21 protein-coding genes and 1 pseudogene are annotated in these 22,162 nt (G+C 75.1%); 10 read left to right on the top strand and 12 right to left on the bottom strand.

All coding sequences use genetic code 11. The annotated features are described in order from the left end of the window. Positions 1–4 precede the first annotated feature (4 nt). From nrfD to GOBS_RS01710, 5 genes are all read right to left on the bottom strand, one after another. Positions 5–1,045, bottom strand: a complete 1,041-nt coding sequence (gene nrfD, locus GOBS_RS01730; protein WP_012946583.1) for an NrfD/PsrC family molybdoenzyme membrane anchor subunit — start codon at positions 1,043–1,045, stop codon at positions 5–7. 4 nt (positions 1,046–1,049) lie between these two features. Continuing rightward, the gene (locus tag GOBS_RS01725; protein ID WP_012946582.1) at positions 1,050–2,117 is read right to left on the bottom strand and encodes a 4Fe-4S dicluster domain-containing protein; all 1,068 of its coding nucleotides are present in this window, start codon (positions 2,115–2,117) and stop codon (positions 1,050–1,052) included. Positions 2,118–2,169: 52 nt separating this feature from the next. After that, positions 2,170–4,887, bottom strand: coding sequence for a formate dehydrogenase (gene fdh, locus GOBS_RS01720; RefSeq protein ID WP_012946581.1), 2,718 nt, complete (start codon positions 4,885–4,887; stop codon positions 2,170–2,172). A 12-nt stretch (positions 4,888–4,899) separates the two neighbouring features. Beyond that, positions 4,900–5,460, bottom strand: a complete 561-nt coding sequence (locus tag GOBS_RS29915) for a dehydrogenase (RefSeq protein ID WP_012946580.1) — start codon at positions 5,458–5,460, stop codon at positions 4,900–4,902. A 275-nt stretch (positions 5,461–5,735) separates the two neighbouring features. Next, the gene (locus GOBS_RS01710) at positions 5,736–6,605 is read right to left on the bottom strand and encodes a hypothetical protein (protein WP_012946579.1); all 870 of its coding nucleotides are present in this window, start codon (positions 6,603–6,605) and stop codon (positions 5,736–5,738) included. Positions 6,606–6,886: 281 nt separating this feature from the next. Between GOBS_RS01710 and GOBS_RS01705 the strand changes: the two genes are divergently transcribed. From GOBS_RS01705 to GOBS_RS01680, 6 genes are all read left to right on the top strand, one after another. After that, complete coding sequence (locus GOBS_RS01705) at positions 6,887–7,681, top strand: MBL fold metallo-hydrolase (RefSeq protein WP_041241277.1); 795 nt, start codon at positions 6,887–6,889, stop codon at positions 7,679–7,681. Further along, positions 7,678–8,313 (top strand): DedA family protein, encoded by a 636-nt coding sequence (locus GOBS_RS01700; protein WP_012946577.1) that lies wholly within the window; start codon positions 7,678–7,680, stop codon positions 8,311–8,313. Before GOBS_RS01705 ends, GOBS_RS01700 begins: the two co-directional genes overlap by 4 nt. After that, entirely contained in the window at positions 8,310–10,457 is a 2,148-nt protein-coding gene (locus tag GOBS_RS01695; protein WP_012946576.1) for a phage holin family protein, read from the top strand. The genes GOBS_RS01700 and GOBS_RS01695 overlap by 4 nt, the downstream gene beginning before the upstream one ends. Before the next feature lie 85 nt (positions 10,458–10,542). Then, positions 10,543–11,517, top strand: a complete 975-nt coding sequence (locus GOBS_RS01690) for a glucosyl-3-phosphoglycerate synthase (protein WP_012946575.1) — start codon at positions 10,543–10,545, stop codon at positions 11,515–11,517. Between the two features lie 195 nt (positions 11,518–11,712). After that, positions 11,713–12,675: a glucosyl-3-phosphoglycerate synthase gene (locus tag GOBS_RS01685; protein ID WP_012946574.1), complete on the top strand. Its 963-nt coding sequence runs from the start codon at positions 11,713–11,715 to the stop codon at positions 12,673–12,675. After that, complete coding sequence (locus tag GOBS_RS01680) at positions 12,672–13,874, top strand: glycosyltransferase (protein WP_012946573.1); 1,203 nt, start codon at positions 12,672–12,674, stop codon at positions 13,872–13,874. Before GOBS_RS01685 ends, GOBS_RS01680 begins: the two co-directional genes overlap by 4 nt. A 7-nt stretch (positions 13,875–13,881) precedes the next feature. On the opposite strand, the gene GOBS_RS01675 is transcribed toward GOBS_RS01680, so the two are convergent. Beyond that, entirely contained in the window at positions 13,882–14,853 is a 972-nt protein-coding gene (locus tag GOBS_RS01675; RefSeq protein WP_012946572.1) for a Gfo/Idh/MocA family protein, read from the bottom strand. A 270-nt stretch (positions 14,854–15,123) separates the two neighbouring features. Here GOBS_RS01675 and GOBS_RS01670 point away from each other — a divergent pair, with 270 nt between their 5' ends. Then, positions 15,124–15,816: a TetR/AcrR family transcriptional regulator gene (locus GOBS_RS01670; protein ID WP_166487244.1), complete on the top strand. Its 693-nt coding sequence runs from the start codon at positions 15,124–15,126 to the stop codon at positions 15,814–15,816. 16 nt (positions 15,817–15,832) lie between these two features. On the opposite strand, the gene GOBS_RS01665 is transcribed toward GOBS_RS01670, so the two are convergent. From GOBS_RS01665 to GOBS_RS01655, 3 genes are all read right to left on the bottom strand, one after another. Further along, positions 15,833–16,426, bottom strand: coding sequence for a TetR-like C-terminal domain-containing protein (locus GOBS_RS01665; RefSeq protein ID WP_012946570.1), 594 nt, complete (start codon positions 16,424–16,426; stop codon positions 15,833–15,835). A 140-nt stretch (positions 16,427–16,566) separates the two neighbouring features. Next, positions 16,567–16,899, bottom strand: a complete 333-nt coding sequence (locus tag GOBS_RS01660) for a hypothetical protein (protein ID WP_012946569.1) — start codon at positions 16,897–16,899, stop codon at positions 16,567–16,569. A 93-nt stretch (positions 16,900–16,992) separates the two neighbouring features. Further along, positions 16,993–17,883 (bottom strand): 1,4-dihydroxy-2-naphthoyl-CoA synthase, encoded by an 891-nt coding sequence (locus tag GOBS_RS01655; RefSeq protein ID WP_012946568.1) that lies wholly within the window; start codon positions 17,881–17,883, stop codon positions 16,993–16,995. Between the two features lie 262 nt (positions 17,884–18,145). Between GOBS_RS01655 and GOBS_RS01650 the strand changes: the two genes are divergently transcribed. Then, positions 18,146–18,952: an endonuclease/exonuclease/phosphatase family protein gene (locus tag GOBS_RS01650; protein ID WP_243697617.1), complete on the top strand. Its 807-nt coding sequence runs from the start codon at positions 18,146–18,148 to the stop codon at positions 18,950–18,952. Positions 18,953–18,966: 14 nt separating this feature from the next. On the opposite strand, the gene GOBS_RS01645 is transcribed toward GOBS_RS01650, so the two are convergent. Continuing rightward, entirely contained in the window at positions 18,967–19,434 is a 468-nt protein-coding gene (locus GOBS_RS01645) for an NUDIX domain-containing protein (RefSeq protein ID WP_081448770.1), read from the bottom strand. Between the two features lie 54 nt (positions 19,435–19,488). Between GOBS_RS01645 and GOBS_RS01640 the strand changes: the two genes are divergently transcribed. Together GOBS_RS01640 and GOBS_RS01635 are read left to right on the top strand one after the other, a co-directional pair. Beyond that, positions 19,489–20,058 (top strand): LOG family protein, encoded by a 570-nt coding sequence (locus GOBS_RS01640; protein WP_012946566.1) that lies wholly within the window; start codon positions 19,489–19,491, stop codon positions 20,056–20,058. 99 nt (positions 20,059–20,157) lie between these two features. Next, positions 20,158–21,279 carry an NAD(P)/FAD-dependent oxidoreductase gene (locus tag GOBS_RS01635; RefSeq protein WP_012946565.1) on the top strand — a complete coding sequence of 374 codons (1,122 nt, stop codon included), beginning with the start codon at positions 20,158–20,160 and terminating at the stop codon, positions 21,277–21,279. Here the strand turns inward: GOBS_RS01635 and GOBS_RS29140 are convergent. Together GOBS_RS29140 and GOBS_RS29560 are read right to left on the bottom strand one after the other, a co-directional pair. After that, the gene (locus GOBS_RS29140) at positions 21,224–21,565 is read right to left on the bottom strand and encodes a GGDEF domain-containing protein (RefSeq protein ID WP_041241276.1); all 342 of its coding nucleotides are present in this window, start codon (positions 21,563–21,565) and stop codon (positions 21,224–21,226) included. The genes GOBS_RS01635 and GOBS_RS29140 overlap by 56 nt on opposite strands. 68 nt (positions 21,566–21,633) lie before the next feature. Further along, positions 21,634–21,873 (bottom strand): annotated as a pseudogene (locus tag GOBS_RS29560) (GGDEF domain-containing protein); the annotation flags it as partial. Between the last annotated feature and the right edge of the window lie 289 nt (positions 21,874–22,162).

Genomic DNA, 22,162 nt, shown 5'->3' with positions numbered 1-22,162 from the left:
AGGCTCAGCGCGTGACGGAGGGCGCGGGCCCGTTCCCCCGTGCGGCGAGCCGCTCGCGCTGCGGGACGACGGTGTACTTCGGGTCCCGGGCGCTGGCCATGCCCGCTTCGAAGACGCCGAAGCGGGTGAGCAGCGACCCGGCCGCCAGCAGCGCGCCCGCGGCGACCGCGCCCGCACGCCGCCGTCCGGCGACGACGGTGAGCGCCGCGCCGGCCGCGGTGCAGGACTTCGCCGCGCGCAGCAGCCGGCCCGCCTTGCCCTCGTGGTACGGCTCGCTGACGATGCCGAACCCGGTCTCGACCCGGTGCATCGCGGCCAGCTCGATCGCCGCGCCGGCCACCGCCATCTTGCGCGAGGGCCCGGCTTCCTCGATCGGGCTGAGCGCCATCGTGATGCCGCCGCCGGCGGCCATCCCGGAGGCGCCGAAGACGAACGGCAGCTCCTTGTAGGCAGCGTGCCACGACGGGACGGCGGTGTTGGAGAACAGCACCCCGGTGTAGGTCGCCAGCGGGCCGCCGAACAGTGCCGCGACCACGCCGCCGAAGCGCTTGAGCCGCGGGAACCAGCCCAGCAGCTCCACCGCCGCCGTCGCACCGGCCGCTGCGCTGAACGGCGCCAGGATGTACGAGCCGATGGACAGCGGGGACGTCGGCTTGATCACCCGCAGCATGTGCAGGAACCGCTCGGGCCGGCCGAGGTCGTGGACCAGGAACACGACCGACGCGATCGCCGCGCCACCGGAGACGTAGCGGGCGTTGCGGGTAAGCGCCGGCCGGTCGGTGAGGTCGGTCAGCGCCGCCATGATCGACGAGGAACCGGCCGCGCCGCCGAGGAAGAGGTACAGCGGCACGTCCGGCGTCTTCCACACCGGCGGCTTGATGATCGGCCGGCCGTAGTAGGAGGTGAACTCGGCCTCCTCGACCATCGCCACCTCGCCGCCGGGGCGTCCGCCGCCGCGTCGGCGGCGGCGCTTCTGCCGCTTCTGTGCCGGCGGCCCGTCCGCCCGCCGCCAGCCGGCGCCCGGCGTCGTGATGCCCTCAGTCATGCGACTACTTCCTCCGCGAGCCGAGGACGGCGGACAGCGCCACCCCGAGGATCATCGCCGCAGCCGCGCCGGCGGACTTCCACATCGCGGGCAGGTCGCGCGTGGTGACGATCGGGTCCGGCGGCAGGCCGTAGACCTCCGGCTCGTCGAGCAGCAGGAAGAACGCCCCTGCACCACCGACGCCGTCGTCCTCGTCGCGCCCGTAGAGGCGAGCCGTCTCGACGCCCTGCGACTTGAGCGTGGCCAGCCGCGCGTCGGCGCGGGCCTGCAGCTCGTCGAGGTTGCCGAACTGGATCGACTGCGTCGGGCAGGCGGTCGCGCACGCGGGCTGCAGGCCGTCGGTGAGCCGGTCGTAGCACATCGTGCACTTGAAGACCCGGCCGTCGCCCTTGCGCTGCTCGATGACGCCGTACGGGCAGGACGGCACGCAGTAGCCGCAGCCGTTGCAGATGTCGCCCTGGACGACCACCGTGCCGAACTCGGTGCGGAACAGCGCGCCGGTCGGGCAGACGTCGAGGCACCCGGCGTGCGTGCAGTGCTTGCACACGTCGGAGCTCATCAGCCAGCGGATCTGCTTGTCCGTGCCCGACTGACCGGTCTGCGGGTCGAACTCGCTCAGCGCCTCCGCGTTGAGCACGCTGGACTGCTGCGCCGTCGCCAGGCTCTCGTCGTTGGGGCCGTCGGTGACCGAGCGACCGTGGTCCTGGCGGTCGTCACCCGGGCGGCCGAACGTCGGCATCGGCAGGTCGACGGTGCGGGTCTGCTCGATGAACGCCACGTGCCGCCAGGAGTTGGCGCCCAGCTGACCGGTGTTGTCGTAGGACATCCCGGACAGCCCCATGACATCGCGCACGCCGTGCGCGTCGTCCATCGGCAGGAAGTTCCACTCCTTGCAGGCCACCTCGCAGGCCTTGCAGCCGATGCACACCGAGGTGTCGGTGAAGAAGCCCACCCGCGCCGGGTGGTCGCCGTCGTACCCGGCCTCGCCTTGGACGTCGGGCAGCGGCCCGTACAGCCGGTTGTCGGGATCGCGCCCGGTGAAGGCCGGGCTCGCCGAACTGACCGAGGTCACGCCGGTCTCCTGTCTGCCGCTCGAGTGCTCACGGCTTCGGTTCCTCGCGGGCTCACAGCTTCGATCCCTCGCCGGCCTCGGCGGCGACCGGGTCGCGGCCGTTGACCCCGACCCGCCCGGACGGCACACCGGCACGCTGCCGGTAGCCCTCCACGAACTCGATGAGCTCGGGCCCGCGCGGTCGCCGTCCCGGGCGGATGTCGGCGGTGCTGACCTTGTCCTCCTGGATGTGCGTGTTCGGGTCGAGCACGATCCCGAGCAGGTCGTTGGCCCCGTCGCCGGTCGAGATGCCGCTGTAGGACCAGTGGTAGGGCATCCCGATCTGGTGCACGACCTGCCCGTCCCGCAGCCGGATCGGGCGGATCCGCTCGGTGACCAGCACCTTCGCCTCGATCGCCGTCCGCGAGCTGACCAGCGTGGCGTACTCGCCGTTGGTCAGGCCGCGCAGCTCGGCGAGCTCCGGGCTGACCTCGACGAAGAACTCCGGCTGGAGCTCGGACAGGTAGGGCAGCGTGCGGCTCATCCCGCCGGCGGTGTGGTGCTCGGTCAGCCGGTAGGTGGTCACCTGGAACGGGAAGACGTCGGAGAGCGGTGGGTTCTCCCGGTTCCACGGCCCCTCGATGTGCTCCAGCGTCGGGTTCGCCTGCTGCTTGTACAGGGCGTTCTCGACGACGGACTCCGCCGGCTCGTAGTGCGTCGGCAGCGGGCCGTCGACCACGCCCGCGGGCGCGAACAGCCACGCCTTGCCGTCGCCCTGCATGACGAACGGGTCGGCGCCGCCGATGGCGTCCTGCGCCTTGGCGCCGTCCGGCGGCACGTAGTCCGGCCGCTTGGTCGCCTCGAAGTCCGGGTTGTCGGCACCGGTCCAGCGACCGGCCCCCTCGTCCCACCAGACGTACTTCTTGCGCTCGCTCCACGGCTTGCCGTCGGGGTCGGCCGAGGCGCGGTTGTAGAGGATGCGCCGGTTGTACGGCCAGGCCCAGCCCCACTCGGAGGCCACCGAGCCCTGCTCGCGGCCGGGCTTGCGGCGGGCGGCCTGGTTCACCTCGTCGGCGTAGACGCCGGAGTAGATCCAGCAGCCGCACGACGTCGAGCCGTCGTCCTTCAGCTCCAGGTAGCCCGACACCGCACGCCCGTCCGGGCCGGTGCCGTTGATCTCTCGCAGGATGGCGTCGGCACTCGGCTCCTGGTCGTGCCCGTGGGTCGGGTAGTCCCACGTGAGGTCGAGCAGCGGCCGGTCCCGCGGGTCGGTGGAGCCGGCCAGCCGCTCGCGCAGGAGGCGGCCGAGGTGGAAGTAGAACCACAGGTCGCTCTTGGCGTCACCCGGCGGCTCGACTGCCTTGTGACGCCACTGCAGCAGCCGCTGCGTCTGGGTGAAGGTCCCCTCCTTCTCCGCGTGCGAGGCCGCGGGCACGAAGAAGACCTCGGTGCCGATCGTCTCGGGCGCCAGCTCCCCGGTCTCGATCTCCGGGGACTCCTTCCAGAAGGTCGCCGACTCGATCATCTGCAGGTCGCGGACCACCAGCCAGTCCAGGTTGGCCAGGCCGAACCGGTTCATGCGCCCGTTGGGGTGCCCGACCGTCGGGTTCTCGCCGACCAGGAAGTAGCCAGAGACCTTGCCCTGGATCATGTCGGCGATCGTCCGGTAGGAGCTGTGGTCACCGTCGATCTTCGGGAGGTAGTCGAACGCGAAGTCGTTCTCCGGTGTCGCGGCGTCGCCCCACCAGGCCTTGAGCAGGCTGGTCATGTAGGCGCGCTTGTTGCCCCAGAACCCGGCCTTGCCGGCCGCGTCGGCGCAGTACTCGTCGAGGTCGCCGTGCTGCAGCGCGTGCGGCATGGGCAGGTAGCCCGGCAGCAGGTTGTACAGCGTCGGGACGTCGGTCGAGCCCTGGATGCTGGCGTGCCCGCGCAACGCCAGGATCCCGCCGCCGGGGCGGCCGATGTTGCCCAGCAGCGTCTGCAGGATCGAGCAGGTGCGGATGTACTGCGCGCCGACGCTGTGCTGCGTCCAGCCCACCGAGTACACCCACGCCGTCGTCCGCTCGCGGCCGCTGTTCTCGGTCACCCAGCGGGCGACCTGGAGGAACACCTCCGGCTCGATGCCGCAGACCTCGGCCACCATCTCCGGGGTGTAGCGGTCGAAGTGCCGCTTGAGGACCTGGAACACCGACCGCGGGTGCTGCAGCGTCTCGTCGCGCTTGGGCTTGGCCGCGATCGGCGGGCCGCCGCTGCCGGCCGCCTGGGCCTTGTCGGTCTTCTTGATCTCCGGGTCCTGCTCCTTGCGGTCCTGCGCCGCGGCCCCGGCCGGGTCGTCGGAGCCCGAGTGCGGGGGCTCCTCCGGCTCGTACTGCCAGCTGGCCTCGTCGTAGGTGTTGCTCTCCGGGTCGAAGCCGGAGAACAGGCCGTCGAGGTCCTCGGAGTCGACGAACTGCTCGCTGACCAGCGCCGCGGCGTTGGTGTAGGCGACGACGTACTCCTTGAAGTACAGGTCGTTGTCCAGCACGTACCGGATGAGGCCGCCGAGGAAGGCGATGTCCGTGCCGATCCGCAGCGGGACGTGCAGGTCGGCGATCGCGCTGGTGCGGGTGAACCGCGGATCGATGTGGATCACCTTGGCGCCACGCGCCTTGGCCTCGCTCACCCACTGGAAGCCCACCGGGTGGCACTCGGCCATGTTCGAACCCTCGATGACGATGCAGTCGGAGTTCGCGAGGTCTTCCTGGAAGTTCGTGGCACCGCCACGACCGAACGTGGCACCCAGACCGGGCACCGTGGCGGAGTGCTATATGCGGGCCTGGTTCTCGATCTGGATCGCGCCCAGGGCGCTGTAGAGCTTCTTCATGAGGTAGTTCTCCTCGTTGTCGAGGGTCGCCCCTCCGAGGCTCGCTACTCCCATGGTGCGGTTGACGCGCTTGCCGTCGTTCTCGTCCTGCCAGCCCTTGCGGCGGGCCTCGAGGACGCGGTCGGCGATCATCTCCATCGCCGTGTCGAGCTCGAGGTCCTCCCACTCCGTCCCGAACGGACGGCGGTACTTCACCGTCGTCACGCGGGTCGGGCTGGTGACCAGCTGCTTGCTGGCGCTGCCCTTGGGGCACAGCCGGCCGCGGCTGATCGGCGAGTCCGGGTCGCCCTCGATCTGGACGATCTGCTCGTCCTTGACGTAGATCCGCTGGCCGCACCCCACCGCGCAGTACGGGCACACGCTCTGCACGACGCGGTCGGCGGTGGCCGTGCGGCTCACCACGTTCTCCGTCGCCTTGCTGCGCGCGGCCAGGCCGCGTCCGAGGGGGTCGGCACCGGTCAGCTGCCGGAACACCGGCCACGCGTCGAGCCAGGTCTTCACACCGGCAACTCTGCCACTCCTGGGCCCACTCGGCGCTCCGGGACCCGCGGTCGCCGACGACAACGGTCCGTTGCGGTTCCGCCGTCCGGCCTGACCTCCGCACGTCCCCCTCCCCGTCCCGCCATCCCCCTCCGCCTTCCCCTCCCCCTCGGCCGTGATCATGGGGTTGTTGCCGGCTCCGTCGGCGCGTCGCCGCGTGTCGCCTGCAACGAGCCCATGATCAACTCGGGGACAGGGGGTCGCGGGTCGAGGCGGTCGATCGGTGACGCCTCGCGTCAGGGGCGCCAGCCGCGACTGGACAGCGCTCGCCGGGTGCGGTCCACCACGACGACGGGGCTGCCGAGGTGCCGGCCGGCGAAGCGCAGGACCAGCCACCCGTCGGCGGCCATCAGCGAGTAGCGGTCGACGTCCCGCCCGAACTGGTCGGGGTCGGCGTGCTGGCGCCCCTCGTACTCCAGCGCCACCTTCCACTCCGAGTAGCCCAGGTCGGCGTGCGTCACCTCGCGACCCCACCGGTCGTGCACCGGCACCTGCAGCTGCGGGTCGGGCAGGTCGCTGATCGCCAGCCAGTAGCGGACCAGGCTCTCCGGCCGCGAAGCCGCTCGCCCGTCGAGCCGCGGGGCGCACCCACGGGCACGGACGACGCCCCGCACGCGGTCGGCCCGCTCGAGGCGCCGGGCCAGCGACGCGGCGTCCATCCGCTCCGCGCGCAGCAGGGCGTCGCCGGCCGCCACGAGCTCCGCGGGTGGCAGCCCGGCGGCGAGGTCGAGGAACGTCTGCGGGCCCGACGTCAGCGACAGCCCGCCGACCACGACGACGTCCTCCTCGGCGAGGAGCCGCTCGTGGACGGTCAGCCCCGCGCGCCTGGGCAGCTGCCGCCGCGAGGGGACGACGACGTGCACGGTGGGCGGCTCCGCGATCGGCGCTCCGTGCAGCCGGGCCGCCGTCCCCAGGCCGAAGGCGGCGTCGCGCGGGAGCACCAGCTGCCACGCGCGACACCGGGTGGCGAGGTCCGGCTCGACGACGGAGGAGAGGTAGAGGCCGCGGCCGAGCCGGACGCCGTCCTGGGCGATCTGCCCGCGGGTAGCGCCTCGGGACCGGGCGTCGTCCCAGGTGTAGGCGGTGCCGAGGTCGATGTCCGTCATGCCGGCGACCGTCAGGGCCTCGTGGCCCGCTCGACGTCCACGGCGGACATCTGTGGACGCCGTCCCCGCTGTGGACGCCGTCGGCGTTGCCCCTCGGGGTTGATCATGGGGTTGTTGCCGGCTCCGTCGGCGCGTCGGCGCGTGTCACCTGCAACAACCCCATGATCAACGCGGAGGAGGGTCGATCGGGAGCGGGCGGGGTGGTCGGGAGGGGCGGAGGCGACGCCCCCCAGGGGTCGAACCGGTGCCGGATCGTCGGACCCGCGGTCGATACTGGGCGAGTGGGCAGACCGCACCTGCACTTCCTCGGCCACTCGACGGTGCGCGTCGAGCTCGCCGGGCACGTCGTGCTGACCGATCCGCTGCTCACCGGCCGCGTCGGGCCGCTGCGCCGCGTGGTGCCGGTGCCCGCGTCGGAGACCTACGCCGGCGTCGACCTGGTCCTCCTCAGCCACCTGCACGGCGACCACCTGCACCTGCCCTCGCTGCGGCTGCTGGGCCCGGACGTGCGGGTCGTCGCCCCCCGCGGTGCCGGCGCGTGGCTGCGCGCGCGGGGCCTCCGCCACGTGACCGAGGTGCTGCCCGGCGAGAGCCTCACCCACGGCGCACTGCGGGTCACCGCCGTCCCGGCCGAGCACGCCGGGCACCGCTGGGGCCCGCGGCTGACCCACGGCCCGGACACCCCCGCGGTCGGCCACCTGGTCGAGGGCGGCGGGCGCACCGTCTACGCCGCGGGCGACACCGACCTGACCGACGCGATGGACCTGCTGGGCGAGCGCGGGGTCGACGTCGCGCTGCTACCGGTGTGGAGCTGGGGCCTCACGCTCGGCCCCGGCCACCTCGACCCGGCGGGCGCGGCCGAGGCGGTCGCGCGGCTGCGGCCGCGGGTCGCCGTCCCCGTGCACTGGGGCACCCTCGCGCTCCGCGGCGTGGCACACCTGCCGCGGATGCGCCGGCTGCTCACCGACCCGCCGCGGGACTTCGCCGCCGCCGTCGCCGCCCGCGGCCTGGACACCGCCGTGGTGGTAGCCGAGCCGGGGCAGCCGGTGCCGCTGCCCGTCGGGACGACGTCGTGAGCGCCGGCGCGCTCGCCGCGGGCTGGACCGACGGCTCGTCGATCGGCTACCCGGTCCTCTTCGGCGCCGTGCTGCTCGGCTCGGTCGTGCCCGTCGTGCCGACCGGAGCGGTCGTCGGCGCCGGCGCCGCGTTCGCCGTCACCGCCCACGAGCTCAACCTCACGCTGGTCGTGCTGGTGGCCACGCTCGGCGCCTGGGCCGGCGACCTGGTCACCTTCGCGATCTGCCGGTTCGGCGGTCCCGCGGCGGTCCGCTGGGTCGCTCGCGGCCAGCACGCCGACCGGATCGAGGAGGTCCGCGAGCAGTTCCGCCGGCACGGCTGGCAGATCGTCGTCGTCGGCCGGCTGCTGCCCGCGGGGCGCATCCCGGTGCTGCTGGCGGCCGGTGCGCTGGCCTACCCGTGGCGGCGGCTGCTGCCGGCGTCCCTGCTCGCCGCCTTCCTCTGGGCCGTCGCCTACGCCACCCTCGGCGTGGTCAGCGGCGGCATCTTCGACTCCCCGCTGGTCGCCGTCCTGCTGGCCACCGTGCTGGTGCTGATCGTGGGGGCGGTGCTCAACGCGGTCGGCTCGCAGCGCCGGCGCACCCCTGACCCGGAGCCCGAGCCCGACCCCTCGGCCTGCGGGCCGGCATGACCGCTCCCTCCGGGCGGGTCCTCCAGCGGGGCCGGACGCCGGCGCGCGTCCTGCTCACCTGGGCGGCCAGCACCGCCGCGCTCGTCGTCCTCGACCGCTGGCTCGGTGCGTTCACGATGCCGTCGTGGTGGCAGCCGCCGCTGATCGCGCTGCTGCTGGGCCTGCTCACCGGCGTCGTGTGGCCGCTGGTCATGCGGGTCGCGCTGCCGCTGGCCTTCTTCACCCTGGGCCTGGGCAGCTTCCTGCTGCTGGGGGCCGCGGTGCTCGGCCTGTCCTTCCTCGTGCCCGGCGTCGTCATCGCCGACCTGCGCACGGCGGTCGTCGTCGGCGCCGCCATGGCCGGCGTCTCCGGGCTGGTCAGCAGCGTGCTCGCCCTCGACGAGGACGAGCTGTTCTTCCGCCGCGCGCGCCGCCGGGCCCGGGGGACCGCGGACGCCGCACCGTGCCCGCCCGGCGTGCTGTTCCTGCAGATCGACGCGCTGTCCCACGACACCGCCCGGCGCGCCGTCCGCGACGGGTCGATGCCCAACCTGGCCGCCTGGCTGCGCTCGGGCAGCCACGTGCTGACCTCCTGGCACACCGACTGGAGCTCGCAGACCGGCGCCTCGGTCTGCGGCATCCTGCACGGCTCCAACGCCGACATCCCGGGCTTCCGCTGGTACGACAAGGACCGCGACCGGATCGTCCGGGTCTCCTCGCCGACCGACGCCGCCGAGATCGAGCGGGCGCACTCCGACGGCCGCGGGCTGCTGGCCGGTGGTGGGGCGGGCCACGGCAACCTGTTCACCGGCGACGCCACGCACGTCAGCCTCACGATGAGCTCGCTGGCGCACGTCGTCCCCGCGGCCAGCCGCCGGGCCCGGCAGCGGCGCGACCGGCCCGGCACCGGGTACTACGCCTACTTCGCCAACCCGGGGAACGCCCTGCGCACCCTCGCGGTCTCCCTCGTCGACGTGTACCGCGAGCTGGTCGCCGCCGCCCGCGAACGCCGCGACGACGTCCGCCCGCGGGTGTCGCGCGGCGGCATCTACCCGCTGGCCCGCCCGGGGACGACGGTCGTCTCCCGCGACGTCGTCGTCTTCGCGCTGCTGGAGGACATGCTCGCCGGCCGGCCGGTCGCCTACGCCGACTTTCTCGGCTACGACGAGGCGGCGCACCATGGCGGGCTCGAGCGGGCCGACAGCCTGGCCGTGCTGCACAGCATCGACCAGCAGATCGGCCGGCTGCACCGCGCCGCCCAGCTGGCGCCGCGGGAGTACCACCTGGTGTGCCTCTCCGACCACGGGCAGACCCAGGGCGAGTCCTTCGCCACCCGCTTCGGGGAGACCGTCGAGCAGCTGGTCGGCCAGCTCTGCGGCGGGCCCGGCGACCTGCCGGACCGGCACCTCACGGGCCCACGGGACAGCCGGCGGCTCACCGAGGGCTGGCAGGTCGGGGCGGCGCTCGCGGAGGGCGGCGGGCCCATCGCCCGCCGGCTGCGCGAGCGGGTGGAACGCGCCGAGGGGGTGCCGCACGCGCACCAGCTGCCCACCGACCGGGAGGGCCGGGTGCCGCGGGTCGCCCCGGGCGTGGTCGTCGCCGTCTCCGGCCACACCGCGATGGTCTCGTTCGCCGACATCCCCGGCCGGGTGTCGCTGGAGGAGATCGAGCGGCACTGGCCGGCGCTGCTGCCCGGCCTGGTCGACCACGACGGCGTCGGCTTCCTGCTCGTGCACTCCGAGGAGCACGGGCCGGTGGCGCTCGGCCGCGACGGGCTGCACCGGCTGGCGTCGGGCACGGTCCTCGGCGAGGACCCGCTGCTCCCCTACGGCCCGCACGCCGCCCGGCTGGTGGCCCGCGCCTCGACGTTCCCGCACTGCCCGGACGTCGTCGTCAACAGCCGCTACGACCCGGCCACCGACGAGGCCTCGGCGTTCGAGCCGCACGTCGGCTCCCACGGCGGGCTCGGCGGGCCGCAGCAGCACGCCTTCCTGCTGCACCCGCGCTCGTTCCGGCCGCCCGGCGAGGTCGTCGGCGCCGAGCAGCTGCACCGGGTCCTCCGCGGCTGGCTCACCGACCTGGGCCACCCCGAGCCGACGGGGGACGGCGCCGCCGTCGGGGCACTCAGCGCGACCGCACTGCGCTCCTCCGACGTCCCGGTGTGACCGGCCGCCGGACGCGTGGTGACGACCGCGTGAACTCCGTCGCGCTCCGTGGCGCACCGGTGATCACCTCACCGAGAGTGGGGGTATGCGACCCGACGCGCGCGCCTGGTTCGAGCTCCGCACCTCCTCGGCTCCCTCGCTGGACGCGCTCGACCTCGACGCCCTGCTGCGCGCCAAGCGGCGCGGGCAGCACCGGGTGAGCGTCGTCCTCCCCGCCCGCGACGAGGAGGCGACGGTGGGCCGGCTGGTCGGCGACCTGCACGAGCACTGGGTGCGGCGGACGCCGCTGGTCGACGAGCTGCTGGTCGTCGACTCCGACTCCACCGACGCGACCGCCGCGGTGGCCCGGGCCGCGGGGGCCGACGTCGTCGCCACCGCCGACGTGCTCCCCTGCCACGGCAGCCGCCGCGGCAAGGGCGAGGCGCTGTGGAAGTCGCTGGCCGCGACCACCGGCGACCTGGTCGTCTTCCTCGACGCCGACCTGCTCGGCGACGTTCCGCACTTCGTGCCCGGGCTGCTCGCGCCGCTGCTGACGGACCCGCAGGTCGACTACGTCAAGGGCTGCTACACCCGGCCGCTCGAGGTGGACGGGTCGTCGGTGCCGGCCGGCGGCGGGCGGGTCACCGAGCTGACCGCGCGGCCGCTGCTCAACGCGCTGTGGCCGGAGCTCGCCGGGTTCGTGCAGCCGCTGGGCGGCGAGTACGCCGGACGGCGGTCCGCGCTGGAACGGGTGCCGTTCGTGTCGGGCTACGGCGTGGAGGTCGGGCTGCTGGTCGACCTGCTGGAGCTCTGCGGACTGGCCGGGCTCGCGCAGGTCGACCTCGGCGTGCGCCGGCACACCTCGCAGGACCAGGAGGCGCTGGGCCGGATGGCGGGGCAGGTCGTCTCCACCGTGCTCGCCCGGGCCGGGCGCGGGTGGGCCGGCGGGCTGCTCACCCAGTTCCGCCACGACGGCACCGGGTTCGTGCCGCACAGCACCGCGGTCGCCGTCGACGAGCGGCCGCCGATGGTGAGCGTGCCGGAGTACCGGGCGCTGCTGGACGTCGTCGTCGTCGGCTGACGTCGGGCTCCTCCTCCCCCGCGGACCGGGGCGCTGCCCACCACGCGGGGCAGGGAGGAAGCGTCCGGAGGCACACCCGCAGGCCGGGGACGCGACGCGGACAGCGGCCCGGAACTGCCGTTCCTCCTGCATCCTGTCGCCCGACGGGGACCTCCGTGCCGACGCCGGTGTCGGCACCCGGCCTTGGGAAGACGCGTGCGACCTGACGTCCGACGCTGGCTCCACTCCCGCACCTTCGCCGCCGAGACCTGGGCGGCACCCGACCTGGTGGCCGTCAAGGGCACCCGCGGCTGCACCGTCAGCGTGGTGCTCCCCGCCCTCGACGAGGAACGCACCGTGGGCACGATCGTGGCCACGATCCGCGACCACCTCGTCGAGCGCTGCCCGCTGGTCGACGAGGTGGTCGTCGTCGACAGCGGCTCCAGCGACCGGACGGCGGAGGTGGCGGCAGCGGCCGGCGCCCGCGTCGTCGCCGCCGACACGGTGCTCCCCCGGCACGGCAGCCGGCCGGGCAAGGGCGAGGCGCTGTGGAAGTCGCTGCACGTCACCAGCGGCGACCTGCTGGTGTTCATCGACGCCGATCTGGTCGCCTTCGACCCGCGGTTCGTCGTCGGCCTGCTCGGCCCGCTGCTCACCGACCCCACCGTCGGCTACGTCAAGGCCCTTTACGACCGGCCGCTGACCACCACCGACGGCATCGTCCCCTCCGGCGGCGGCCGGGTCACCGAGCTGGTCGCCCGGCCGCTGCTCAACGCCTTCTGGCCGGAGCTCGCCGGCTTCGTGCAGCCGCTGTCGGGCGAGTACGCCGGCCGTCGCGAGCTGCTCGAGCAGGTGCCGTTCGTCTCCGGCTACGGCGTGGAGCTGGGCCTGCTGGTCGACCTCGCGGCGCTGGCCGGCCTCGACGCCCTGGCCCAGGTCGACTTCGGCACCCGGCAGCACACCCACCAGGCCGACGCCGCGCTCGGCCGCATGGCCGGGCAGATCCTGCACACCGCGCTGGCGCGCCGGCCCGGCGCCGGCCGCCCGAAGCGCGAGCTGCTGCAGTTCCTGCGCACCGCCGACGGCCTCGAGGGCGTCAGCTGGGACGTCGGCGTGGTGGAGCGGCCGCCGATGCGGTCGGTCCGCGCCGTCGAGGGCGGACGGAGGGGGCGGGCGTGAAGATCCTGATGGACGCCGGCCCGTGGCTGCCGGTGCCGCCGCCGGGCTACGGCGGCCTGGAGAACGTCGTCGCCACGCTGACCGCCGAGCTGCGCGCCCGCGAGCACACGGTCGTCCTCGCCTCGGTCGGCGACTCGACGCTGCCGGTCGACGGCCTGGTCAGCGCCTTCCCCACCGGCCGCTTCGAGCAGCTGGGCGGGCCCTACCCGCAGGTCGTCGGCACCGCGCACGCGCACGAGCAGGTGGCGCTGGCCACCCTCGCTGAGCACGCGCTGGCCGGCGAGCCGTTCGACCTCGTTCACAGCCACGTCGAGGTGGTGGGCCCGGCGCTGCTGGCCGGCCTGGGGGACGCCGCGCCGCCGACGCTCGCCACGCTGCACTGGGACACCGGCCGCAACGCCGACTTCTGGGCGACCTTCGACGGCGGCGGCCGGGTGTGGTTCGCCGGGGTCTCCGACACCCAGGTGGCGCAGGCGCCGGCGCAGCTGCGCGGGCAGGTCGTCGGCGTCGTCCCGCTGTCGGTGCCGGTCGACGGCCCACCCCCGGCACGGCGGACGGACCGGTCCGACGCGGTGCTGGTGCTCGCCCGGCTGTGCGAGGCCAAGGGCATCGACACGGCGCTGCGGAGCTGTCGCGCCGCCGGGGTGCCGCTGGTGCTCGCCGGCCCGGTGGGCGGCCTGCCTGACCGGGAGGCTCTGGAGGCAGCCCTCGCCACCCCCGGCCACCCGGCCTGCTCGCACCCCGACGTCGCCTGGTTCCTGGAGCACGTCGAGCCGCACCTGGACGGCGTCACCGCGCGCTGGGTCGGCAGCGTCGGGGGTGCGGCGAAGGACGAGCTGCTGCGCACCTCCCGCGCGGTGCTGTTCCCCGTCCGCTGGGAGGAGCCCGGCGGCACCGCCGTCTGCGAGGCCCTGGCCGCGGGGACGCCGGTGGTCGCCATGGCCCGCGGCTGCCTGCCCTCCCTGGTGGACGACGGCCGCACCGGCTTCCTGGCCGCCGACGAGGCCGGCTTCACCGCGGCGCTGAACCGGCTGGACGAGATCGACCCGGAGGCCTGCGCCGCCGAGGCCCGCCGCCGGTTCGCCCCCGCGGTGATGGCCGACGGCTACGAGCGGCTGTACGGCGAGACGCTGGCCCGCGCCCGCCGCCGGTCCCGTCCCCGGCTGCCGGCTCCCCGCGGACAGCGCGCCCTCCGCTGACCGCCCGTCAGGGCCGCACGGCGTCCCTGGTGCGGACGGACTCGGCGATCGCGACCGCCACCCGGTGGGTGCGCAGCGCCTCCGCGTAGTCGACCAGCCCCGCGGCCGGCGCCCCGCCGGCCAGCACGTCGACGAACGCCCGGTCGACGGCGGTGCGCCCGTCGACCCGCGGCTCGCTGCGGTCCGCCCCGTCGGCGGTGGTGACGGTCAACGAGGTCTCGGTGAGCTCGACCGCCGCGCCGTCGCACACAACGGCCAGCCCGGCGGCCAGCTTGCCCGGCAGCGAGCAGGCCGCGGTCACCGTGCCGACGGCGCCGGAGTCGAAGGACAGCAGCGCGGCGGTCGCGTCGTCGACGTCGCGGCCCTCCGCGGTGGACGGCGCGGCGGTGGCGCGCACCTCGGCCACCTCGCCGACCAGCAGCCGGGCCAGGTCGAGCACGTGGGTCAGCTGCTCGACCACCTGCCCGCCCGAGCGCTCCCGACTCGACCACCACGCCGGCGGCGGCACCTCGTCCAGCCAGGTGGCGTCGACCAGCCGGGGCCGGTGCGCGGCACAGACGGCGCGCGCGACGGCCACGGTGTCCAGATGCCGCCAGTGGTACCCGGTCGCGGTCGGCAACCCGGTTCCGGCCACGGCGCCCGCCACCTCCTCGGCGACCTCGACGCCGGTGGCCAGCGGCTTCTCGACGAAGAAGGGGATCCCCGCACGGACGGCGGCCAGCTCCAGCTCACCGTGGGCGAAGGGCGGCACGCACAGCCAGACGCCGTCCAGGGGCCGGCCGAGCAGCCGGTCGACGTCCGCGACGACCGGCACACCGAGCTCTCCGGCGAGCACGTCCGCCGCCTCGGGGACGAGATCGGTGACGCCGACCAGCTCGACGTCGGGGAAGCCGGCCAGCGTCCGCGCGTGGCGGGCGCCGACGCCCCCGGCGCCGACGAGTCCGATCCGGACGCGGCTGCCGGTGCGGGGGTCGCCCATGCCCCGGTCCTGCCCCGCCCGCGGACGACGCAACCGCGCAGGTCGGAGCGGGAGTCCCTGCCTCGGCGGCGGCTCCTCGCCCCGACGGTCGACACCGCGGGTGCGCCCGATCGGGCGACGCGGACACGCCGACTCGCCGGCCGCCCCGCGGGCGGCACCGCCGGGTCGGGACGGGGGATTCGGGCGGTGCTGCCCGGGCGGTACGGGCGCACAATGGGCAGGTGACACGGGCATCGGCCCGTGCTTACCGAGTGGAGCTAACCTTCTACCGTGAGTGAGGTAATGGACCGGCGCGCGAGGAAGAAGGCGCAGACCCGGTCACTCATCCGTGAGACCGCGCAGGCCCTGTTCGCCGAGCGCGGCTTCGAGGCGGTTACGATCGCCGACATCGCCGGGGCTGCGGACGTCGCCGTCCAGACCGTCTTCAACCACTTCCCGACGAAGGAGGACCTCTTCTTCGACGGGCACACCCCGTGGGTCGACGGCGCCGCCGACTCCGTGCGCTCCCGCGCTCCGGGCACCACCCCCCTCGAGGCCCTGCACGCCTACCTCATCGAGCGGGTCGCCGTGCACGCCCGGCAGCTCGCCACCCGCGACGGCCGGGTGTTCGACGCGACGCTGGAGGCCTCCCCCGCACTGCGCGCCCGCGAGCGGGAGCTGCAGCACGAGGCGACGGCCCGCCTGGCCGACGCGCTGTTCGAGACGTGGACGGTCGAGGGGGGCGCGCCTCCGGTGCCGACCGACGTCCGCACCGCAGCGTCGGTGACCGCCGCCGTCTGGCTGGCCGCCGTCCGGACGCTCATCGTGCAGCACCGGCGGCTGCTCGCCGGACCGGCCGGAGCGCTGCCGGCCGACCCCGAGGAGGGCGTCGCCCTCGCCTGCTCGGTCGCCGACCAGGTCTTCAGCGGGCTCGGCTCCACGCTGCCCCCGCCGACCAGCGGCAGGCTGCGGCGCATCGGCTGAGGGCGCACCCGCCGAGTCAGACCGTGGCCCGCTCCGAGTCGGGCACGACCACGGGCAGCAGCACCTCGTCGAGCACGCGCTGCACCTCCTCGCGGCTCAGGGCCCCGCGGTCGGAGGTGTAGCGCTGCCACCAGAATGCCTCGATGACCGAGCAGAGCATCGCGAGGCGCGCCTCGGGGACCTGCTGCCCCCGCTCGGCCGCCCGGGCGCCGATGGCCCGGATCGCTTCGGCCAGGGGCTGCACCAGTGCGGCGTCCAGGCCGGCGCGGAGGTCCTCCTCGTGCCGTGCCGCACCGACCAGGCTGGCGGCCGCCCGCTCCTCCCGGTCCAGCGGCCGGCGCCATCGGTCCACCAGCGCGGCGAGGTCGTCACGCAGCGAGCCCTGGTCCGGCGGGACCCGGACCAGCGTGAACCGGCCCACCGCCGAACGAGCCATCGCCGCCATCGTCGGCCAGCGCCGGTAGATGCCGGCCTTGCCGGCGCGGGCGCGCGCGGCGACGCGGTCGCTGTTGAGCTTGCCCCACCCCTCGTCGGCCAGGATGTCGACCGCGACGGTGAGCAGCTGCTCGGACAGTTCGGCGCTCAGCGGGCGCCCCGGCGTTCCGCTCATGCCGAGACCAATGCGATGCGGGTCACTGGGTCATGGTGACGTGCCGGTGGGGTCGCCACAATGACGACACCGCGGGTTGCGCGATTTTCCGAAATCCCGCGTTCCGGAACGGGCCGGATCGGCTGACGGCCGCCTGGAGGTCAGGCGCCGGCGGCGCTCTCCACCCGGACCTGCAGGCCGGCGCCGTCGTCGACCAGCCGCCCCGCCTCCCTCGCCTGGCCGACCATGCCGTCCCAGCGCTGCGCCCAGTCGTGGCTCCCGGCCTGTGGCTCGGCTGCCGCTCGGAGCGCAGCCAGGTCCAGGACGCCGGTGTCCGCGTCCTGCACCCGGCCCAGACCGGCGTCCCGCAGGGCCTGGTCGGCCTCCTCGTCGGTCACCGCCCCCAGCGCCAGCTGCAGCGCGGTCAGGTCGTCCACGTCCACGACCCGCACCTCGGGCAGCTCGTCGGCACCGCCCACCACCTCGACGATCATCTCGTCCTCCTTCGAACACCGACTTCTTGACTGTGGCCCCGTCCAGAGGCTCGCGCCGAGCTCGCGAGGCGTGAGGAGGACGGGGTCCTTCCGCTATACGTGCCAGGGGAACCGGCTGAAGTCCGGGTCCCGCTTCTCCAGGAACGCGTCCCGGCCCTCCACGGCCTCCTCGGCCATGTAGGCCAGCCGCGTCGTCTCACCGGCGAACAGCTGCTGGCCCACCAGCCCGTCGTCGATCAGGTTGAACGAGTACTTGAGCATCCGCTGCGCAGTCGGGCTCTTGGCCACGATCCGCCGTCCCCATTCCAGGGCGGTGGTCTCGAGCTCGGCGTGCGGGACGACGCGGTTGACCATGCCCATGCGGTGCGCGTCCTCGGCGGAGTACTCCTGACCCAGGAAGAACACCTCCCGGGCGAACTTCTGGCCGACCTGCCGCGCGAGGTAGGCCGAGCCGAAGCCGCCGTCGAAGCTGCCGACGTCGGCGTCGGTCTGCTTGAAGCGGGCGTGCTCGGCCGACGCGAGGGTGAGGTCGGCGACGACGTGCAGGCTGTGCCCGCCGCCGGCCGCCCAACCCGGGACGACGCAGACGACGACCTTGGGCATGAAGCGGATCAGCCGCTGTGCCTCCAGCACGTGCAGCCGGCCGCTGCTGCGCCCCGTGTCGTGCTCGTAGCCGTACCTGCCGCGCACCCGCTGGTCGCCGCCGGAGCAGAACGCCCAGCCGCCGTCCCTGGGGCTGGGCCCGTTGCCGGTGAGCAGCACGCACCCGACGTCGGTCGACAGCCGGGCGTGCTCCAGGGCGGTGATCAGCTCGTCGACGGTCTGCGGACGGAAGGCGTTGCGCACCTCGGGCCGGTCGAACGCGATCCGGACGACGCCGGCGTCGACGGCGCGGTGGTAGGTGATGTCGGAGAAGTCGAAGCCCTCGACCGGCTGCCACGCCGCGCTGTCGAAGATCTCGGAGACGTCGTCGCGGGCGGTCATGGGCCGAACCTAGCGCCGGCCCGGAACGGTCACGGCAGGAGCCCGCCGGCCAGCCCGCCGGCGCCCTCGGTCACCTCGCCGACGCCGCCGCCGACGCCGTCGGTGGTCTCCTCCACCGTGTCGCACCCGTAGGGCGGTGGCGGTCGGACAAGGCCGGCTCCTCCGTCGGCGGGACAGGGCGTGCAGAGGGTAGGCCTCCCCGCACTCAGCAGTACCTCGAACGGAACGGCACCGGACGCGACGCCCGGGTAGCGTCGCCGGGGTGTCCGGGGGGCCCGCCGTGCGACTCGGCACCGTGAACACCGCCTCGGGTCGCAGCCCGGGCGGTCCGGTCCTCGACGCCGCGGGGCTGGAGAAGGCGGTCGCCGGCCTGGACGTCGACGTGCTGGCCGTCCAGGAGGTCGACGCCGGGCAGCCGCGCTCCCACGGGGTCGACCAGGCCGCCGCCCTGGCCGCCGGCCTCGGCGCCGCGGACTGGCGCGGCGCGGCCACGGTGGCCGGCACACCCGACCCCTTCCGCAGCTGGTCCCCCGCCGGTCCGCTGCTGCGCGGCCCGCACACCCCGGCCGACGGCCCGCTCTACGGCATCGCGCTGCTCAGCCGGCTGCCGGTGCTCGAGTGGTCGGTGCTCGACCTGGGCGCCGGCCGGGCGCGGCTGCCGGTGCAGGGCCCCGACCCGCGCACCGGCCGGGTCCGGTGGTGGTGGTTCCCCGACGAACCGCGAGCCGCCGTCGCCGCCCGGCTGGGGTCGCTCACCGTCGTCGCCACGCACCTGTCGTTCGCCCCGCCCACCGCCGTCCGCCAGCTGCTGCGGCTGCGCCGGTGGATCGCCGGGATGCCCGGGCCGGTGGTGCTGGCCGGGGACCTGAACCTGCCCGGCGCACTCCCGGGCCGGCTGCTCCGGGCGACCCCGCTGGTGCGCGAGCCGAGCTTCCCGGCGTCCGGCCCGCGGGTGCAGCTGGACCACCTGCTGGCGGTGGGGAACGGGCTCCGCGGGCGGGACGCCGAGGCCTCGACGCTCCCGGTCGGCGACCACCGCGCGCTCACCGTGACGGTGACCCCGGCCTGACCGGGCGCCGGACGTCAGGCGCTCAGCAGGTCGTGCAGGCGGTACAGCGACGCCTCGAAGCCCGGGTGCAGCGGCACCGACACCAGGTCACCGAGCGCGATCCAGGCCACGCCGTCGCTCTCGCCGTCCAGCTGCAGGTCCCGCGGCTCGATGTCGCGCACCGGCCGGGCCAGCACCGTCGTGTACGACCAGCCGCCGTGGTCGTCGACCGAGGCGGGACCGAGCTCCAGGTCCTGGGGCAGCAGGCCGAGCTCCTCCTGCACCTCGCGGAGGGCGCCGTGCTCGGGTGATTCCCCGGCGTGCAGCGCGCCGCCCGGCGTCCCCCACGTGCCGCCGTGGTGCGACCAGACCGCCCGGTGCTGGAGCAGCAGCTCCGGACCCTGCGTCCCGACGCGGTGCACCAGCAGCCCGGCCGCACCGACCCGGCCCCAGTGCCGGTGGCCCAGCGCGCAGGTCACCCAGCCGTCCGTCGGAGAGAACACGCCCCCAGTGAACCCCGTCCGGGGTGCCGGCGCCGCCGTGACAGGCTCGGCGTCGTGCGCGTCGCCGTCTTCACCGGGTCCCAGAGCGGGCCACCGTCCCACCGGTCCGCCGTTGCCGAGTTCGCCGCCGGGCTCGCCCGCGCGGGCGTCGGCATCGTCTACGGCGGCGGGCGCGCCGGGCTGATGGGCGTGGTCGCCGACGCCGCCCTGGCCGCCGGCGGCGACGTCGTCGGCGTCATCCCCCAGCACCTGGTGGACGACGAACTCGCGCACCCCGGGCTGCCGCAGCTGGAGGTGGTCGCCTCCATGCACGAGCGCAAGGCGCGCATGGCCGAGCTCGCCGACGCCTTCGTCGCGCTGCCCGGCGCCGCCGGCACGCTGGAGGAGCTGTTCGAGGCCTGGACCTGGGGGATGCTCGGCCTGCACGCCAAGCCGGCCGTCCTCGTGGACGTCGACGGGTTCTGGCAGCCGCTGCTGGCCCAGCTGCGCCGCATGGTGGACGACGGCTACCTCGACGCCCGCCGGCTGGACGCGCTGGGCGTGGTCACCGAGCCCGCGGAGCTGCTGGCCTTCGTCGAGCGGTACGAGCACCCGGTCCGCAAGTGGGCCCCGACCCCGCCGTGAGCAGCTCGCGAGCTGGCCTCGCCCGGAGGCTCAACCCGAGCTTGCGAGGGTTGAGGGGGGCGAGGTCCTTCTACTGCGGGGGCCCGTAGCGTCGGGCCGGTGGAGCGTTGGGACGTCGTGGTCGTCGGAGGCGGCCCAGCGGGCGCGGCCGCGGCGCTGGCCGTCCGGCGCACCGGCGCCTCGGTGCTGGTGGTCGACCGCGCCGACTTCCCCCGCGACAAGGTCTGCGGGGACGGCGTCGCGCCCGAGGCGCTCGACGTGCTCGCCGGCCTCGGCGCGGACCCGGGTGAGCTGGTCGCCGGGTACCCGCCTGTCCCCCGGCTCTCGCTGCGCTCGCCCGGCGGGGCGGTCGTCGAGCGCGACACGCACCGGCCGTCGTACGTCGTCCCGCGCGAGGTCCTCGACGCCCGGCTGCTCGCCGCGGCGCGTGCGGCCGGCGCGCACTTCCGCCGGCACGCCGTCCGCACGGTCACCGTCGACGCGGACGGCGCCACCGTGGACGGCGGGCTGCGCGCGGAGGTGCTCATCGGGGCCGACGGCGCGGAGTCCGTCGTCCGCCGGGCGCTGGGGCTGTCGAGCAACCGCCCGGACCGGCTGGCCGTGGCGATCCGCGGCTACGCCCCCGCGCTCCCCGCACAGGGACTGACCCAGGTGCTGGTGACCACCGAGCAGCGCTGGCCGGCCTACGCGTGGTCGTTCCCGCTCGGCGACGGGCGGGCCAACGTCGGCTACGGCGAACTCGTGTCGGGCGGGGCGACGAGGGCCGCGCTGGTCGACGGGCTGCACCGGCTGCTGCCAGGGGTGGTGCCCGCAGCGCTGCGGGCGCATCGGCTGCCGCTGTCGACCGGCCGCCCGCGGCTGCCCGACGGCCGGGTGCTGCTGGCCGGCGACGCCGCGTCGCTCGTCAACCCGCTCACCGGCGAGGGGATCTTCTACGCCGTCCTCTCCGGCGCCCTGGCCGGGACGGCGGCGACCGCCGGAGCCGGCGCCGGCGCGCGCTACCGGCGGCTGCTGCGCCGGCGGCTGGCCGGGCACCTGCGCGCATCACGGCTGGCGTCCGAGCTGTCCCGCTGGCCGCCCGTGATGGACGCCGCCGTGCGCGCGGCCGGCGCCGACCAGCGGGTCTTCGACGACGTGGTGGCGCTGGGTCTGTCCGACGGGCGGCTCACGGGACGGACCGTTGCCGCGGCAGCCCGTCGGTTGGCCGGGGGGCGGGACTGACGGCGACCTCGACGCGGTCGCGGCCGGCCCGCTTGGCCCGGTAGAGCGCCGCGTCGGCGGCCGCGTAGAGCTCTCGCACCGAGTCCGCGTGCAGCGGCGCGTGGGCGAGCCCCACGCTGATCGACAGCGGCAGCAGGTCGCCGTCGGTGCGCGGCAGTGGTGAGGCGCGCACCGTCTCGAGCAGCTCCCGCGCGCGCCGGGCCGCGGTCTCCGCGGTGCAGCCGGGCAGCAGGAGCGCGAGCTCGTCGCCGCCGAGCCGGCCGACCACGGCGTCCCCGGCCCGCACCTGCCGCGGACCAGGCCGGAGAGGTGGACCAGCGCGTCGTCCCCCACGGGGTGGCCGTGCGCGTCGTTGATCTGCTTGAACGAGTCGACGTCCACCAGCACCAGCGCCGTCCCGTCGCCGGTCGGCTCCCGCTCGAGGGCACCGGTGAGGGCGTCGTCCAGGACCCGGCGGGTGACCAGCCCGGTGAGCGGGTCCACGTCGGCCTGCTGCTGCAGCGCCGAGACCAGGCGGTCCTGCACCGAGGCGGTCCGGACCAGGATCACGGACGCCACGACGAGCACGGTCCCGATGACGAGCTGGTCGTGCATCGCCGGCTCGACGGGCTGGAGCAGCAGCTGGGTGACCCCGTTGCCCACCACGGCGGCCCCCGTCACCAGGGCGACGGCGGCCCAGCCCAGGTGTGACGCCGCCCAGAGCACCGGGAAGGCGAGGAACGCCTGCGCACCGGCGGACGGGTCGTCGGTCAGCACGTTCAGGACGCAGGTCAACAGCACGCCGCAGACACCGAGGAGGACGAAGGCCCCGGCGCGGTCCAGCCGCTCGGCCGGGACGAGGACGCACACCGCGATCGTCGTGACCAGCGCGGCGACCCCCGCC

The sequence above is a fragment of the Geodermatophilus obscurus DSM 43160 genome, from assembly GCF_000025345.1.
GTDB lineage: Bacteria > Actinomycetota > Actinomycetes > Mycobacteriales > Geodermatophilaceae > Geodermatophilus > Geodermatophilus obscurus.
Note: the sequence above shows the minus strand (reverse complement) of the source record. Positions and strands in the feature narration are given on the sequence as shown.

Bases quoted from the DNA above. Each gene is read 5' to 3' on its own strand.
- GOBS_RS01690 (WP_012946575.1), top strand. From the start codon at position 10,543: ATGCGACCCGACGCGCGCGCCTGGTTCGAGCTCCGCACCTCCTCGGCT.
- GOBS_RS01675 (WP_012946572.1), bottom strand. From the start codon at position 14,853: ATGGGCGACCCCCGCACCGGCAGCCGCGTCCGGATCGGACTCGTCGGC.
- GOBS_RS01660 (WP_012946569.1), bottom strand. From the start codon at position 16,899: ATGATCGTCGAGGTGGTGGGCGGTGCCGACGAGCTGCCCGAGGTGCGG.
- GOBS_RS01710 (WP_012946579.1), bottom strand. From the start codon at position 6,605: ATGACGGACATCGACCTCGGCACCGCCTACACCTGGGACGACGCCCGG.
- GOBS_RS01655 (WP_012946568.1), bottom strand. From the start codon at position 17,883: ATGACCGCCCGCGACGACGTCTCCGAGATCTTCGACAGCGCGGCGTGG.
- GOBS_RS01665 (WP_012946570.1), bottom strand. From the start codon at position 16,426: ATGAGCGGAACGCCGGGGCGCCCGCTGAGCGCCGAACTGTCCGAGCAG.
- GOBS_RS01695 (WP_012946576.1), top strand. From the start codon at position 8,310: ATGACCGCTCCCTCCGGGCGGGTCCTCCAGCGGGGCCGGACGCCGGCG.
- nrfD (WP_012946583.1), bottom strand. From the start codon at position 1,045: ATGACTGAGGGCATCACGACGCCGGGCGCCGGCTGGCGGCGGGCGGAC.